Below are 15,588 nucleotides of genomic sequence, written 5' to 3'. Positions count from 1 at the left end.
GCGAGGAGCCTAGCTTGCCCCGGAAGCTCTCGGCTCGATGGAGCGCCGCTCTGCGAGGCGCGGCAAGGACCGCTGGCCGGCCGCTGCTCTTCGGGATCAGGCTTTGGCTCTCCGTCAGCCTCGCCCTCTTCATCGCCTTCTATCTCCAGCTCGAGGATGAATATTGGGCGGGCCTCAGCGCTGCGCTCGTCTGCCAGCCGGAACTCGGAGCCTCCTTGCGCAAAGGCTGGTACCGCATGGTCGGCACGTTGATCGGCGCCGTGGCGATCGTGGCGCTGACGGCGTTGTTTCCGCAGAGCCGGGCGGTCTTTCTCATCGGGCTCGTGCTCTGGGGAGCCATATGCGCAGGCGTCGCGACGCTTCTGCGCAATTTTGCGTCTTACGCGGCGGTGCTGGCCGGCTATACGGCGGTCATTGTCGCAGCCGACGCGCTCGGCGCCACGGGCGGCCCCAGGGCCAATGCGGTCTTTCTGCTCGCGGTCACGCGCGCGTCCGAGATTTGCATCGGCATCGTGAGCGCCGGCCTCGTGCTCGCCGGGACCGACTTTGGCGGCACCCGCCGCGGGCTGGCGGCGTCCTTTGCGGCGCTTCCCGCCGAAATCACCGGCCGCTTCCTCAACATGTTGGCGCTTGCCGGTCCCAATCTGCCGGAGACCCTGCCGATTCGGCGCGAGCTCTTGCGGCGCGTCATCGCGCTGGAGCCGGCGATCGATGCGGCGAAGGGAGAATCCTCGCAGATCCGCTATCACTCCCCGGTGCTGCAGAGCGCTGTCGACGGCCTGTTCTCAGCCCTGGCCGCCTGGCGCACGGTCGCGTCGCTGCTGGCCTGGCTTCCGCATAATCAGGCTATCGAGGCGGCCCGCGCCGTTGGACAAGAAATCCCTCACGAGTTGCGGTCGGCGCAACGCGGCGTGCCGGACCCATGGATGGCCGCCCCCGCTCAGATCCATTATTCCTGCGAGGTCGCGGCGCGGCGCCTGAGGGAATTGCCTGCGAGCACGCCTTCGTTACGGCTGCTCGCAGACCAGACGGCGAGCCTGCTAGCGGGAATCTCTTGTGCGATCAACGGGCTTGCATTGCTTTCCGCCGCTCCGGTCGACCGCTCCCCGACGCGGCGCGTGGAGGTCCGCGTGGCCGATTGGCTGCCGGCCTTCGTCAACGCCGGACGCGTCGTGCTTGTGATCGGCGGCGTCGCGCTCTTCTGGATTTTGAGCGAATGGCCGAGCGGCGCGACGGCCATCACCTTCGCCGCCATCGCCGTCGCTCTGTTTTCGACGCGCGCCGATCAGGCTTACGCCACCGCCGCAGAGTTCGTGGCCGGCGTTCTTCTCGGGATGGCGTTGACCGCGGTCATCAAATTTGCCGTGCTGCCAGGGGTTGAAACCTTCGAGGGCTTCAGCCTGGTCATCGGTTTTTATTTGGTTCCTGGCGGCGCTCTGATGCTTCAGCCCTGGCGCACCGCGACGTTCACCTTCATGACGGCCTTTTTCTGCGCCTTTCTCGATGCGGCCAACGCGATGACCTACGACACGCTGCAATTTTACAACACGGCGCTGGCCATCGTCGCCGGCGGGGTGGTCGCCGCGCTTTCCTTTCTCTTGGTTCCCCCTTTGCCGCCGGCGTTTCGCGCCGGCCGGCTCATGGCGCTGACCTTGCGGGACTTCCGCCGCCTCGCGGCGGGCCGCCGTTTTTGGACTCTCGATGACTGGCAGGGGCTCCTCCTCGGCCGCCTTGCGGCGATGCCGGAGGCCGCCACGCCCTCGCAGCGCTCCGATCTTTTGACGGCGCTCGCTGTTGGCGCGGAAATCATCAGGCTGCGCCGCTTCGGAGCCTTGCTCGGCGTTGGCTCGGCCTTCGAGCCGGCGTTCGCGGTTCTCGCGCAGGGAAACAGCGCTGTCGCGACCGCGCAGCTTTCTTTCTTCGGCGCTTTGCTCCACCCTCACGCCGGCGTCGAGGCGGAGGCCGAACTTGCTCTGAAGGCGCGCGGGAGCATCCTCGCGATCGCCTGGGGGCTCCAAGAGCACGCCTCTTATTTCGACGGAAAGGACCGCGTGTGAGATTCACCGAGATCAACGTGCTCGGCGTCTATGTCGCGCCGATGTCGATGATGATCGTCGCGGCTTGGCTCGTCACGATTTCCCTGCGGCGAATCGCCGCCCGCTTCGGTCTGCTGCGTTTCGTCTGGCATCCCGCTTTGTTCGTATTCTCGGTTTATGTGATCGTGCTCTCGTCCATCACGCTCGTCTTTGCGCGCTGAGGCCCCATGACCGCGGATGAAACCAAAGCAAAGAGCGCCGAGGCGCCTCATCAGCGCGACCCGGTCTGGGCGCCCCATTTGGCCGCGCGCCCGCACTTCAGGCTTGCGCCCTTTCTTTTAACGGCGGTGACGGCAGGGCTCGCCGCGGCCTTCGGTTGGGCGATGTGGGACGCCTATATGGGGGCGCCGTGGACGCGCGACGGCTCCGTGCGCGCCTATGTGGTCGCCCTGGCGCCTGAGGTCGCCGGCCAGATCGTGGAATTCCCCGTCAAGGACAATCAGTTCGTGCACAAGGGCGACCGGCTGATGCTGATCGATCCAAGGGACTTCCGGATCGCCGTCAGCCATTCCGAGGCCGCGGTGAAGCAAGCGAAAGCCACTCTCGAGAACACCGAGATAGAAGCGAAACGCCGGCAGAAGCTGGTTAAGGACGTCTCGATCAGCGTCGAGGAGGAGGAGACCTACGCGACCAAGGCGATCGCGTCCCGGGCGCAATATGAGCAGGCGCTGGCCGATCTCGATCAGGCGAAGGTCAATCTCGAGCGCACCGAAGTGCGCGCTCCAGTCAATGGCTGGGTGACGAATCTCTTGGCGCAGCGCGGGGACTATGCGCATGTCGGGCAGAACGTGATCTCGCTCGTCGACGCCGACTCCTTTTGGGTCGACGGGTACTTCGAGGAGATCTATCTCGACCAGATCCATGTCGGTGATCCCGCCGAGATCAAGCTGATGAGTTACCGCCCAACCCTGCGCGGACATGTCAACAGCATCGCGCGCGCCATCAATGTCCCCAATGCGCAGCCCAATCATCAGGGGATCGCCTCGGTCAACCCGATCTTCACCTGGGTGCGTCTCGCACAGCGCATCCCCGTGCGCGTCCATATCGACGAGGCGCCGAAGGGCGTGGCGCTCTCGGCCGGGATGACAGCCACCGTGCAAGTGAACCCCGCGACGCCGGCTCGGAGCAAGTGAACCGAGTCGCGCGCGCTCTCTTTCCACGCGGGGCCGGCGCGTTCCCTCTCCCCACCCGTGGGGAGAGAGAGTCCTCGCGATCCAGCCTCCTCACACCAGCCCGCTCGCAATGTTCACCGTCAGTCCGATGATCGCGAGATTGTAGAAGAAGGCGAGTGTTCCATGCAGCACGGTGAGCAGGCGCATGGGCCGTGAGGTCGTTGCGACATCGGCCGTCTGCGAAGCCAAGCCGATCACGAAAGCGTAATAAAGAAAATCGGCATAGTTCGGCGCTTCCCCGCCGGGGAAGTTCAAGCCGCCTCGGTCCTTGCCGACATTCGCCGGATCATCGACATATTCGTCGTAATATTCATGCGCGTAATGAAAAGCGAAGGTCAGATGCATGAAGGTCCAGCTGTCGAGCACCGTCAGCACGGTGAGGCCGAGATGCAGCGCCTTCGACCAGCCCTCCATCTGCTTGACCGGCCCAAGCTCCAGCACGATGGCGCCCATCGAGGCGCAGGCGACCCCAATCGCCAACACCAGGATGGTGACCCGGCCCTCGTCGATAATCTTTGCGCGCTCGCGCACCGTCAGCGAATCGGCCTTCGTGATGAGCCGCGCAGACCCGACGAGATAGCAGAGCACCGTGATATTCCAGGCGATCAGCGCCCGCGTGGCGAGCCGCATGTGGGCGGGCAAAAAAACGCCGATCACGACGCCCAAAACCGCGCAAATGAAAAGGCGTGGACGCCCTCGGACGACGCGGAAAGGCCTCAGCAGCACCGAGCGCCGGGGGCGCCGCGGCTTGAACTCTTCGTCGTCATTGGCGGGCTCCTCCATCGGCGGACAGGGTCCTTTCCTTGATCAGGATTTCTATCTAGAAACCGCCCCCCTTCTTGGGAACTCTGCTCAATTCTTGCGCGCGGCGACGAAGACCGCCGCGTCTTTCAGCACTTGCGTCGCGGGTCCGAAGCCCGTCGCGTCGAGCGCGGCGATGGCTTCCTCGACGAGCCGGTCGCGGCGCGCGATGGCGCCGTCCAGCCCTAAGAGCGAGACCAGCGTCGCCTTGCCGCGCTCGGCGTCCTTGCCGGCGCGCTTCCCGAGCGCCGCCGTGTCGCCGGCCGCGTCCAGAATGTCGTCGGCGACTTGAAAAGCCGCGCCGAGCGCCGCGCCATAGCGAGAGAGGGCCTGCGTCTCCGCCGCGCTCGCATGGCCGAGGATCGCGCCGGCGTCGACGGCGAAGCGCAGCAGCGCGCCGGTCTTCATCGCCTGCAGCGTCAGGATTTCTTCTTGAGAGAGGGAGCGTGCGGCGGATTCGGCCTCAAGATCCAGCGCCTGACCGCCTACCATGCCGCCAAGCCCTGCGGCGCGCGCCAGCGCCAGAACGAGCTTTGCGCGCGCTTGCGCGTCTGCGTGCGTCGCTTCATCGGCGAGCACGTCAAAAGCATAAGTGAGCAGCCCGTCGCCAGCGAGGATCGCGGTCGCTTCGTCGAAGGCCTTGTGCGTCGTCGGACGGCCGCGGCGGAGGTCGTCGTCATCCATCGCCGGCAGATCGTCATGGGCGAGTGAGTAGCAATGGACCATCTCCAGCGCGCAGCCGACGCGTAACGGCCACTCGCCCTCGACGCCAAAGAGCCTGGCGGATTCGATGGCGAGAAAGGGCCGCAGCCGCTTGCCGCCGCCGAGCGACGCATAGCGCATGGCCGCGAGCAGCCGCGCCGGCCGCGCGATCTCGCCTCTGAGCGGCTCGCTTGCGAGCAGCCGATCCAGAGCCGCCTCGGTGCGCTGTGCGGCATCGTCCAGGCGTTGAAGGAATTCTTTCGCGTCAGTCATGCGCCGCCCTTGGCTATTGCCCCCTCCCTCACCCTCCCCCGCCATAGCCCGTCTTTGGACGGGCGTCTTTCGACGCCCTATGGCGGGAGAGGGGGCGATCGAGGTCGCGAGAAACGTCGATGAAGCGCCGAGCCGGACTCCCTCTCCCGTGAAACGGGGGAGGGCAGGGGAGGGGGCTTTCCATCCCGAGCGATCTAACCCGCTGCGAGCAAGTTTTCCAAGTCCTTGCCGATCTGTTCCGGCGTGTCGTGAGGCGCATAGCGCTTCGTCACTTGGCCCTTGGAGTCGACGAGGAATTTCGTGAAATTCCATTTGATCGCTTCAGTGCCGAGGAGGCCGGGCTTCTCACCCTTCAAGAAGCGATAAAGCGGATGCGCGCCCTCGCCATTGACCTCGATCTTTGCAAACATGGGAAAGGTCACGTCATATTTTGTCGAGCAGAAGCTCGCGATCTCCGCCTCGCTCCCCGGCTCCTGGTGTCCAAACTGATCGCAGGGGAAGCCCAGCACGACGAGGCCCTTCGGCGCGAATTCGCGGTAGAGCGCCTCGAGCCCTTTGTACTGCGGCGTGAAGCCGCATTGGCTCGCGACATTGACGATGAGCAGCGTTTTGCCCGCATATTCGGAAAGCTTGTGCGACGCGCCGTCGATGCCGCACGCTTCGATGTCGTAGATGCCGGTCATGGGTTCCTCCGCCTAGCAACTATCGCCATCTTGCAAAATTTGCGCTCCCAAGGGAACTGCGCCCGTTCCGCGAGAGCCTGCGAATGAGGCTTTACTTTCGAGCTTGAACGCGACAAGGGTATTGAGAACAAAGGAGGAACGATGCGCCTCGGTTATGTGATCCTGTATGTGCCGGACGTTGCGGCGACGCTCTCGTTTTACGAGACTGTTCTCGGCGTGAAGCGCCGCTTTCTCCATGAGAGCGGACAATATGGCGAACTCGACACGGGCGCGACCGCCCTCGCCTTCGTCGCCGAGACGCTGGTGGAGACGACGTGTCACGGCTTCAGGCGCAACCGCCCAAGCGAATCCCCGGCGGGAGCTGAAGTCGCCTTCGTCGTCGAGAATGTGCAGACGGCTTACGAGACCGCGGTGAGAGAAGGCGCGACTGCGCTTGTCGCGCCCCTCGAAAAGCCCTGGGGACAGACGATCGCCTATGTGCGCGATTGCAACGGTTTCCTCGTTGAATTGTGCGACGAGATTCGCGCCTAGCGATTGCAATTCGGTTCAATTGGAAGCGGTTCGACGAGCCGTCAGGCCGCTCGCACGAGCAGGATTTTGTAAGGCGCGTCGAAAAACGCCGGCACGTCGCAGCGCGTTAGCGCCGCGTCCTTGAGCAGCAGACGCGGGATCCAGGCCGCGCCGAAACCGGCAATCGCCTGCGCCAGCAGCGCCTCGGCCGAGGCGCTCTCGCAGACGGGGGGCGCTTCTATCGTTGCGCCATGCGAAGCCAGCAAGGCGGCGATCTGGGCCCCATAGCTCGTGCCGGGCGCATAGACCATGAGCCGTCCCTTAAGCTTTCCGCCTGACAGCGTCACGGAAGACGCGAGCTTCGGGCTCGCGACGAGAATCAGCCGGTCTTCGGCGAGCTCTTCGGGCTTGAGCCCGGCCAGCGCCTCCTCGTCGCCGAAATGCGGAACGAGCGCGAGGTCGGCCTGTCCGCGACGCAGTGCGCCGAGACACCCCGTGATCGAGGCGACGATCAGCGAATAGTTTTCCAAGCCCCGCTCGGCGATCCAGGAGGGCAGCAGCGTCGCGGCGAGCGTGTTGGTGGCGTAGACGCGCAGCGATTTTTTGAAGACGCTCGAGGCGCTCAGCACGGCGCGGCGCGCGTCAAAAATCTCCTCGCGCAAGCGGCGGGCGCGACCGAGAAACTCCTCCCCGGCGGGCGTCAACGCCACGGGCCGCGTCTCGCGATCGAAGAGCGCCGCGCCGAGCCATTCTTCCAGCCGCTGCACGCGCCGGCTATAGGCTGACTGCGTCGTGAAGCGGATCTCGGCGGCGCGGGTGAAGTTCCGCGTTTCGGCCAGCGCCAGGAAATCATCGATCCAGAGCAGCTCCATGATGCAAAAAATGCATGAAATCATCGAAAATGGCAATTGGATTTATGGGCCGGGCTCGCGTTAAAAGCATGGCGTTGAGGGAAAGCGAGCACACCATGGACCGTTCGTCGAACATCTTCATCCGGGAAGTCGCCGAACATGGCCCGCTGGCGCTTCTGCCCCGGACCGTGCGGCTGCTGAGCGGCGCGCTCGCGCAAGGCGCGCAGGACGCCGACACGATGTGCGAATTCGAAGTGCTCGCCGGCAACGCCGCCTATCAGAGGGGCGAGCACTTCCTGCTGACGCCGGCGCGCGCGCGGCGGGCCTACTTGGAAGCTAAGGCGTGAGGGGTCCGGCTGTTTTAAGGCGTTATCGGCTCAATGTATGTGACATGTACGTGGCCGGCCATTGTCTGACAGATGATCCTTCTCAGATTGGTCGAGTGGCTAGATTTGCGGATCTCCTCCCGGCTTATTTATCACGAGACGCCTGCATATCCGTCAAGAATTTTTCTTTATGAGGTCCACTATCCTTTCATGGAAAAAATATATTACATGCTGTAGATCTTGTTGCTCGCCGCTACTCCTATTGTGAAATACGTATCTTTCTCCCATGGGCCCGTTTATGAGAACGTTAAGCTCCGCATTCGATAACTTACTCTGCAATATTTCTATCGTATATTTGAATAGCGATTCAATGTCTTTGCGCCATCTAGAAAGACTATCTTTCGCGTCGAGAGGTCTTTCGCATAACTCTTTAGAGTTATTGAAGATCTCATTCAAAATCAATAGCAGCTCTTGCTTGTCTTTGCTCTTCCCTAGGGCATTCTCTGCCTCAATTACCCTCTCACGTTCGGCGGCCCACACTCTGTATGCGGCGTACCACGCGCAAAAAAACGCCAGCGCTATCAGGCCAGCTTTTGCCCATGGACCATCCACGTAGGTCGCGGCAACGGTGAGCGGAACGCTGGCGGGGCCGCTCATGCGTGCCATCCAGTCGCTTAGGATGACGCGGATGAATACCCAAAATGTCGGTCTAGGGGTCTCCATTCTGGGCAAGTTCACCTCGAACCGCAAACTGCATCAAGCCGATAACAGTTTTTCTAAGTCTTCTGCGGCGGGTTGACCCGCAGATGCAGCTCCCGCAACTGCTTCGGCGTCGCCTCGGAGGGCGCGCTCATCAGCAAGTCCTCGGCGCGCTGGTTCATCGGGAAGAGCGTCACCTCGCGCAGATTCTGCTCGCCGGCGAGCAGCATCACGATGCGGTCCAGTCCCGCCGCCATGCCGCCATGCGGCGGCGCGCCATAGTGGAAGGCGCGATACATGCCGCCGAACCGCTGCACCACCTCCTCCTCGCCGTAGCCAGCGATCTCGAAGGCCCGCACCATGGCCTCCGGCCGATGGTTGCGGACGCCGCCCGAGGCGATCTCGAAGCCGTTGCAGGCGATGTCATATTGAAACGCCTTAATTTGCAGCGGGTCCATCGTGTCGAGCGCGTCGAGCCCGCCCTGCGGCATGGAGAAGGGATTGTGCGAGAAGTCGACCTTCTTCTCGTCCTCGTTCCATTCGAACATCGGGAAGTCGACGACCCAGCAGAATTCGAAGCTGTCGGTCTTGGTCACGTCGAGCTCGGCGCCGATGCGAAGACGCGCCTGCCCGGCGAGCTTGGCCGCCGCCGTCTCTTCGCCCGCGGAGAAGAACACGGCGTCGCCGGCCTTAACGCGCGCCTTGGCGGCAATGGCGGCCTGGACTTCCGCGGGGATGAATTTGGCGATCGGCCCCTTGCCGGCGAGCGCGCCATTCTCCTCCTCAAAGATCACATAGCCCAAGCCTGGCGCGCCCTCGGAACGCGCCCAGTCGTTGAGCTTGTCGAAGAAGCTGCGGGGCTGCGCCGCGGCGCCCGGCGCCGGAATCGCGCGCACCACCTTGCCCCTGAAGGCCTTGAAGGAGACGTCGTCGCGCGAAAATTCCTCCGACACGTCGACGATTTCGAGCGGATTGCGCAGATCCGGCTTGTCGGTGCCGTATTTCAGCATCGCCTCGGCATAGGGAATGCGCGGCCAGGGGCCGGGGCGAACGACTCGCTCGCCCTTGAAGAGGTCGAAGACGCCATGGATCACGGGCTCGAGCGCGGCGAAAACGTCTTCCTGCGTGACGAAGCTCATCTCGACGTCGAGCTGGTAGAATTCGCCGGGGAGGCGGTCGGCGCGCGGGTCCTCGTCGCGAAAGCAGGGCGCGATCTGGAAATAGCGGTCGAAGCCCGCCATCATCAAAAGCTGCTTATATTGCTGCGGCGCCTGCGGCAGCGCGTAGAACTTGCCCGGGTGGATGCGCGAGGGCACGAGGAAGTCGCGCGCGCCTTCGGGCGAGGAGGCGGTCAGGATCGGCGTCTGGAACTCGAAGAAGCCTTGGCGCTTCATGCGCGCGCGCAGCTCGTCGATGACCTTGCCGCGCAGCATGATGTTGGCGTGCAGCTTCTCTCGGCGCAGATCCAGGAATCGGTATTTGAGCCGCGTCTCCTCGGGGTAGGGCTGATCGCCGAAGACGGGCAACGGCAGCTCGGCGGCCGGCCCCAGCACCTCGATCTCGCGCACATAGACCTCGATCGCGCCGGTCGGCGTTTCGGCGTTCTCGTTGCCGGCCGGACGTCTGCGCACCTCGCCGTCGAAGCGGGCGACCCATTCCGAGCGCAGCTTCTCGGCCTGGGCGAAGGCCGGCGAGTCCGGATCGATGACGCATTGCGTCATGCCGTAATGGTCGCGCAGATCGATGAACAGCACGCCGCCGTGGTCGCGGATGCGATGACACCAGCCGGAGAGGCGGGTTTTTGCGCCGATATGGGCGTCGCGGAGCTCTCCGCAATTGTGCGTGCGATAGCGATGCATGGCGTCTTCTTGCCGAGGAGGGTTACAAAGGGCGGGATTGGCGCGGAAAAGCGCATGGCGAGGGGGGCCTGTCAAGCGCCGCGCTTCAGGCGAAGCTCGACACGCTATTTCTTGAAGAAAGCGTCCGCCGCCGCCTGCGCCGCGCGCTTGGCGTCCCGCGCGGCCTCGAGGCGGGCGATCTCCTCGCGCAGAAGCGCGATGCGGGCGTCGAGCTCGGCGACGGAGACTTCATCGAGCTTCTCGCCGATCTTGTGCTCCGGCTTCTCCCGGGGCTTCTCGTCCGGATCTTCCGCCACCTTGCCCGCCTTAAGGATATTCGCGCCTCTCGCGCCGTCAGGGTTAAAGCTGTGTTAAGCTTTCCCGGGCCGCCGGACCAGCGGAATCCGAAAAGCGCGGCCTCTCTCGCACGGCCTTCAAAGGAACGCAGCATGACCCTTCTTGGCGATTCGCCCCTGCCTCACGGCCAAGCCGTCGAGCGCTTGCGCTCGCGCTGGCCGTGGTTTGCGGCATTCGGCGCGCTTTCGGTGTTCTTCGGCGTCGCCTCGCTCGTGCTCGTCAACCCGGCGACGATCGCTTCCGTCTATCTGATTGCGATCTTCGTCATCATCATCGGCGGCCTCGACATTTCGCTTGCGCTGCACGCCCATCGCTGGACAAGCCGGCTGCTCGTCGGCGCCGTCGGCCTCTTTTACATCGTCGCGGGCTCCTTCGCGCTCGCCAACCCGGAGGCGAGCGCCGTCGGGCTGACGCTGCTGCTCGGCCTCTCGCTCGTGGCGACGGGCGCGCTGCGGCTTTTTCTTGCGAGGAGGCTGCCGGAGGCTCCCCGCTGGCAGGTCGGACTCGCCGGCGGATTGACGACCGTGCTCGGGCTCTTGATCGTCTTCGGCTGGCCGCAGAACTCTCCCTATGTTCTCGGTCTTTTCCTTGGCGTCGACATGATGATGTACGGAGCGGGCCAGCTCGCTTTCGCGCTCTTCCTGCGCCGGCGTTTCAGCCCCTCCGTCTGAGACCGTGTTACGCGAGATCGATGGTCCGATGACCAAATGGTGCTACAGCTTTCGCCAGGGTGAAGCCGAGGGCGGGGCCGCGCTCGGCGACGTCCTGGGCTCTAAGGGCGCGGGCCTCGCCGAAATGGCGCGACTGGGCCTCCCCGTGCCGCCCGGCTTCACGATCTCATCGGACGCCTGCCGATATTTTCACGCGCATTCGGGCCAGATGCCGCCGGGGCTGACCGAGGCCGTCGACGCCGCGCTGGCAAAGCTCGCGGCCGACGCCGGTCACGCTTTCGGCGATCCCAAATGGCCGCTTCTCGTCGCCGTGCGGCCGAGCGGGCGCGTCTCGACGCCGGGCCTGATGGGCACGGCTCTGAACATCGGATTGAACGATCAGACGGTCACGGCGCTCGCCAGCACCTGCGGGGACGAAGTTTTCGCTTACGACTGCTATCGACGGCTCGTCGAGCTGTTCTGCTGCGTGGCGCTCGACCATGAGCATTACGAGTTCGAGGAGGCGCTGGACAAGCACAAGGAGGCCAAGGGCTACGTGCGTGACGCCGAGCTCTCGGCCGCCGATTGGCGCGAGGTTCTCGGGATCTATTTCGAGATCGGAAAAGGCCGCTTTCCCCAGGATCCGCGCGAGCAGCTATGGGCGGCGATTCGGGCGGCCTTCTTGTCCTGGCACAGCCCGCGGGCGCAGGCTTATCGCGCGCTTCACGACATTGCCGAGGACATCGGGGCGGCGGTCGTCGTTCAGGCGATGGTCTTCGGCAATATCGGCGGCGAGAGCGGGGCCGGGGTCGCCTTCTCGCGCAATCCCGCCACGGGCGCCCGCGAGCTGTTCGGAGAATTTTTGCCGAATGCGCAAGGCGACGACGTGACTTCGGGCCTGCGCACGCCATGGCCCATTCGCGAGTCGGCGATCGGCGGCAAGCCCGCCGCCGGCTCGCTCGAAGCCTCGTTGCCAAAAGCTTTCACCGAGCTCGATCGATGCGCCGGCTGCGTCGAACGACATTATCGCGACATGCAGAACATGGAGTTCACGGTCGAGGCCGGACGGCTTTGGATGCTGCAGACGAAATCCGGAAGGCGCACGACGACCGCCGCGCTAAAAATCGCCATCGACATGGCCAATGAGGGCCTGATCGACCGCGAGGCGGCGCTCAATCGCATCGAGCCGGCCTCGCTCGATCAATTGCTGCATCCGACGATCGATCCGAGCGACCGGCCGCTCGTGCTGGCGAGCGGCTTGCCGGCCTCGCCCGGCGCGGCCTGCGGCGAGATCGTCTTTTCGAACCGCGACGCCGAAAGCAGCGCCGCGCTCGGCCGCAAGGCCATTCTCGTGCGCATCGAGACGAGCCCCGACGACATCGCCGGCATGCACGCCGCCGAAGGCGTTCTCACAGCGCGCGGCGGCATGACCTCGCATGCGGCGGTCGTCGCGCGGGGCATGGGGAAGCCCTGCGTCACCGCCGCGACCGGCCTGCGCATCGATTACGAGGATCAAAGCTTCACGGTCGGCGGACGCCGCTTCGTCAAGGGCGACGTGATCACGGTCGACGGCTCGTCCGGCAAGGTCATGGCGGGCGCGGTCAGAATGCTGCGGCCGGCGCTCACCGGCGAGTTCGCGACGCTGATGGACTGGGCGGATCGCGTGAGGCGGCTGCGCGTGCGCGCTAACGCCGAGACGCCGTCCGACGCGCGCGCCGCGCTCAAATTCGGCGCGGAAGGGATCGGCCTCGCGCGCACCGAGCACATGTTTTTCGAGGGCGAGCGCATTGTCGCGGTGCGCGAGATGATCCTCGCGGACAATGCGGCCGGCCGGCGCGCGGCGCTCGCCAAGCTCCTCCCCATGCAGCGCGAGGATTTCAAGGAGCTGTTCGAGATCATGGCGGGGCTCCCCGTCACGATCCGCCTGCTCGATCCGCCTCTGCACGAATTCCTGCCGAAGACCGACGCAGAGCTCGCAAGCGTCGCCAAGGCGCTGGGCGCCGATGCCGCAAAGCTCAACAAGCGCGCGCAAGAACTCGCCGAGTCCAATCCGATGCTGGGCTTTCGCGGCGTGCGTCTCGCCGTCGCCTTTCCCGAGATTGTCGATATGCAGGCGCGCGCGATCTTCGAGGCGGCGATCGAGGCGGCGATCGAGACCGGTCGGGCGACGCATGTCGAGATCATGGTCCCGCTCGTCTTCGCTAAGGCGGAGCTCGATCTCGTCAAAGCGCGCGTCGAGGCGACAGCCAAGGCCGTGGAGCTCGAGACCGGGATCGCCTCGCGCTACCGTATCGGCGCGATGATCGAATTGCCGCGCGCGGCGCTGCTCGCTGGCGAGATCGCGCGCTCGGCCGAATTCCTCTCGTTTGGCACCAATGATTTGACGCAGACGACGCTCGGCATCTCGCGCGACGACGCCGGCGCCTTTCTCAGATCCTATGTGGCCAAGGGCGTGCTGCCGACGGATCCGTTCGTGACGCTCGACGTCGCCGGCGTCGGCGAATTGATCGCGCTCGGCTGCGAGCGGGCGCGTCAGGCGCGGCCCGACATCACCCTGGGCGTGTGCGGCGAGCACGGCGGCGATCCGGACTCGATCGCGTTCTTCGACCGGATCGGCGTGGATTACGTTTCCTGCTCGCCTTTTCGCGCGCCCATCGCTCGCCTTGCCGCCGCGCAGACGGCGCTCGGACGCAAGAGCCCTGAAAGGAAAGACTCATGAGCGAAGAGATTTCTCCGCAAAAAATTCTCGAAACCGGCATGAGTTTCTGGACCGCGAGGACGCTGCTCTCGGCCGTCGAGCTCGGGCTTTTCACAGAGCTGGCCAAAGGACCCGCAGATCTTGAGACTTTGAGGCAAAAGCTCGGTCTGCACGAGCGAAGCGCGCGCGACTTTCTCGACGCGCTCGTGGCGATGAAGCTGCTGGAGCGCGAGAAGGGCGTTTACGCCAACACGCCGGAAACGGACCTGTTTCTGGATCGAGCCAAGCCCAGCTATGTCGGCGGCATGTTGGAAATGGCGAGCGCCCGGCTCTACGCGCATTGGGGCCATCTGACCGAGGCCTTGCGCACGGGCCGCCGGCAGGGCGAGAACAAGGAATCGGACGATGTTTTCGCCGCGCTTTACGCCGACGAGAAGCGCCTCGAAGGCTTTCTCGCCGCGATGAGCGGCGGCAGCGCCGGCCCCGCGCGAGCGATCGCCGAGAAATTTCCCTGGAGCCAGCATGAGAGCTTTGTCGATATCGGCGCGGCGCAAGGCATGCTGCCAGCGACCGTCGCGCGCGCGCATCCGCATCTCTCCGGCGCGGGCTTCGATCTGCCGGCGGTGAAGCCGATTTTCGAACGCTACATCGCGCGCCAGGAACTTTCCGAGCGCGTGCGCTTTCTTTGCGGCGATTTCTTCACCGACAAGCTGCCCAGCGCCGACGTCATCGTGATGGGCCGCATCCTGCACGACTGGGACTTGATGCAAAAGCGCATGCTGCTCGCCAAGGCCTATGAGTCGCTGCCCAAGGGCGGCGCTTTGATCGTCTATGAGTCGATGATCGACGACGAGCGTCGCGAGAACGTGCACGGCCTGTTGATGAGCCTCAACATGCTGATCGAGACGCCCGGCGGCTTCGACTACACGGGCGCCGAATGCATGGAATGGATGCGCGAAGCGGGGTTTTCTTCGGTGCGCATCGAGCCGCTCGTCGGGCCGACCTCGATGGCGGTGGCGGTGAAGTGATGGTAGGCCCGACAATCAGAGATAGAACGCGATGATAAATGCCCACGCCTTCGGTGTAATGTAACAGCGACTCGCAGGCCTTCCCTAGCGCAATTTCCTTGCGGCAATCCGCGCATCAACAATTCGTAACAGGTGATTCGCCAACATGATGATCTCGATGGCCTCAGACGGATCATCGAGATTTACGTCGCGATGCGATTGTGGGTTTTTGTAGCCCCCGATTGCTCCTGCGAACAGTGCAGATCGTGCTTCCCTCTCCGCCTTTTCATCATCTGGATTAGTCAGCGGCCCGTTGTCCGGATCGAATGCCTTTCGCATGAGCGTCGTGCCTATGTCCCTACCCGGCAAGCCCGCACCCTCGCGAACAGCCACTTCGACGGCTTTCATTGCCTGCAACACCGCGACATCATATTGACCGCGAATAAAGGCTTGCCAAACAATACTGGAAATTCGCATGTGCAACGTGTCTTTGGGCAATAGACGCGCAACAGCGAAATTTCGAAATTCGGCCTCGGTTTCAAATTTCACCGCTCGACGACTCAAAAGGCGCCAACCGATCTCCCCATTATATCCATCGGCTGACACAATTAGTCCTTGCGCCTCAAGCCAAGCCAGCGCTTCGGCTAGAGCAAGATCAATCTCCCTTTTCCTGTGTACTGGGTATTGAGGCCGATTATCATACCTTTGTTCCCACAGCTCGCTTCTGAGGGCCCGCAGGAGGAACATTGCAGTACCGTGACGTTCCCGGATGAGGAAAAGCATTCTTGAGCCGAGTTCTTCGGGCTCCAACGCAAGCAGGATGTCAGGATCCGGAATGGCTGTCGGCAGCTCGATCATGGACACGTCCAATCATTAAAAAATTAATGACCGCCTTGAGATCGGCCAAAGCCGGAAGCGTATAATG

At 63.9% G+C, this 15,588-nt stretch carries 16 protein-coding genes; 8 read left to right on the top strand and 8 right to left on the bottom strand.

The window, feature by feature from the left end:
- The first annotated feature begins 14 nt into the window (after positions 1-14).
- From QMG80_RS17225 to QMG80_RS17215, 3 genes are read left to right on the top strand one after another with little or no spacing between them, the layout of a single operon-like run.
- Positions 15-2,057: an FUSC family protein gene (locus QMG80_RS17225; protein ID WP_085770304.1), complete on the top strand. Its 2,043-nt coding sequence runs from the start codon at positions 15-17 to the stop codon at positions 2,055-2,057.
- Positions 2,054-2,257 (top strand): DUF1656 domain-containing protein, encoded by a 204-nt coding sequence (locus QMG80_RS17220; protein ID WP_085770303.1) that lies wholly within the window; start codon positions 2,054-2,056, stop codon positions 2,255-2,257. Before QMG80_RS17225 ends, QMG80_RS17220 begins: the two co-directional genes overlap by 4 nt.
- A gap of 6 nt (positions 2,258-2,263) precedes the next feature.
- Complete coding sequence (locus QMG80_RS17215; protein WP_085770302.1) at positions 2,264-3,229, top strand: efflux RND transporter periplasmic adaptor subunit; 966 nt, start codon at positions 2,264-2,266, stop codon at positions 3,227-3,229.
- Between the two features lie 90 nt (positions 3,230-3,319).
- On the opposite strand, the gene QMG80_RS17210 is transcribed toward QMG80_RS17215, so the two are convergent.
- The 3 genes from QMG80_RS17210 to QMG80_RS17200 all read right to left on the bottom strand — a co-directional run bounded on the left by QMG80_RS17210 (position 3,320) and on the right by QMG80_RS17200 (position 5,727).
- On the bottom strand, positions 3,320-4,051 hold the full coding sequence (locus tag QMG80_RS17210; RefSeq protein ID WP_085770301.1) for a DUF1345 domain-containing protein: 732 nt from the start codon (positions 4,049-4,051) through the stop codon (positions 3,320-3,322).
- Positions 4,052-4,120: 69 nt separating this feature from the next.
- A complete protein-coding gene (locus QMG80_RS17205; protein WP_085770300.1) occupies positions 4,121-5,044 on the bottom strand; it encodes a polyprenyl synthetase family protein in 924 nt (307 codons plus the stop codon).
- Positions 5,045-5,238: 194 nt separating this feature from the next.
- Positions 5,239-5,727, bottom strand: a complete 489-nt coding sequence (locus QMG80_RS17200) for a glutathione peroxidase (RefSeq protein WP_085770299.1) — start codon at positions 5,725-5,727, stop codon at positions 5,239-5,241.
- A 141-nt stretch (positions 5,728-5,868) separates the two neighbouring features.
- Here QMG80_RS17200 and QMG80_RS17195 point away from each other — a divergent pair, with 141 nt between their 5' ends.
- Entirely contained in the window at positions 5,869-6,258 is a 390-nt protein-coding gene (locus tag QMG80_RS17195) for a VOC family protein (RefSeq protein ID WP_085770298.1), read from the top strand.
- A 41-nt stretch (positions 6,259-6,299) separates the two neighbouring features.
- Here the strand turns inward: QMG80_RS17195 and QMG80_RS17190 are convergent, their stop codons facing one another.
- Positions 6,300-7,133, bottom strand: a complete 834-nt coding sequence (locus QMG80_RS17190) for a LysR family transcriptional regulator (RefSeq protein ID WP_245300037.1) — start codon at positions 7,131-7,133, stop codon at positions 6,300-6,302.
- 71 nt (positions 7,134-7,204) lie between these two features.
- On the opposite strand from QMG80_RS17190, the gene QMG80_RS17185 reads away from it, so the two are divergent.
- Positions 7,205-7,435, top strand: a complete 231-nt coding sequence (locus QMG80_RS17185) for a hypothetical protein (RefSeq protein ID WP_085770297.1) — start codon at positions 7,205-7,207, stop codon at positions 7,433-7,435.
- 153 nt (positions 7,436-7,588) lie between these two features.
- Here the strand turns inward: QMG80_RS17185 and QMG80_RS17180 are convergent, their stop codons facing one another.
- The 3 genes from QMG80_RS17180 to QMG80_RS17170 all read right to left on the bottom strand — a co-directional run bounded on the left by QMG80_RS17180 (position 7,589) and on the right by QMG80_RS17170 (position 10,268).
- A complete protein-coding gene (locus QMG80_RS17180; RefSeq protein ID WP_158658572.1) occupies positions 7,589-8,071 on the bottom strand; it encodes a hypothetical protein in 483 nt (160 codons plus the stop codon).
- Positions 8,072-8,190: 119 nt separating this feature from the next.
- The gene (aspS, locus tag QMG80_RS17175) at positions 8,191-9,972 is read right to left on the bottom strand and encodes an aspartate--tRNA ligase (RefSeq protein WP_085770295.1); all 1,782 of its coding nucleotides are present in this window, start codon (positions 9,970-9,972) and stop codon (positions 8,191-8,193) included.
- Positions 9,973-10,076: 104 nt separating this feature from the next.
- Positions 10,077-10,268, bottom strand: a complete 192-nt coding sequence (locus QMG80_RS17170) for a DUF1192 family protein (protein WP_085770294.1) — start codon at positions 10,266-10,268, stop codon at positions 10,077-10,079.
- Between the two features lie 132 nt (positions 10,269-10,400).
- Here QMG80_RS17170 and QMG80_RS17165 point away from each other — a divergent pair, with 132 nt between their 5' ends.
- The 3 genes from QMG80_RS17165 to QMG80_RS17155 are packed head-to-tail and all read left to right on the top strand — an operon-like array spanning position 10,401 to position 14,684.
- Positions 10,401-10,979 (top strand): HdeD family acid-resistance protein, encoded by a 579-nt coding sequence (locus tag QMG80_RS17165; protein WP_085770293.1) that lies wholly within the window; start codon positions 10,401-10,403, stop codon positions 10,977-10,979.
- A gap of 28 nt (positions 10,980-11,007) precedes the next feature.
- A complete protein-coding gene (gene ppdK, locus QMG80_RS17160) occupies positions 11,008-13,677 on the top strand; it encodes a pyruvate, phosphate dikinase (protein WP_085770292.1) in 2,670 nt (889 codons plus the stop codon).
- Positions 13,674-14,684, top strand: a complete 1,011-nt coding sequence (locus QMG80_RS17155) for a methyltransferase (protein WP_085770291.1) — start codon at positions 13,674-13,676, stop codon at positions 14,682-14,684. Before ppdK ends, QMG80_RS17155 begins: the two co-directional genes overlap by 4 nt.
- Positions 14,685-14,768: 84 nt before the next feature.
- Here the strand turns inward: QMG80_RS17155 and QMG80_RS17150 are convergent, their stop codons facing one another.
- Complete coding sequence (locus tag QMG80_RS17150; protein ID WP_085770290.1) at positions 14,769-15,521, bottom strand: TIGR02391 family protein; 753 nt, start codon at positions 15,519-15,521, stop codon at positions 14,769-14,771.
- Between the last annotated feature and the right edge of the window lie 67 nt (positions 15,522-15,588).

Source organism: Methylocystis bryophila (genome assembly GCF_027925445.1).
GTDB classification, from domain to species: domain Bacteria; phylum Pseudomonadota; class Alphaproteobacteria; order Rhizobiales; family Beijerinckiaceae; genus Methylocystis; species Methylocystis bryophila.
This window is presented reverse-complemented; position numbering and strand designations above follow the sequence as displayed.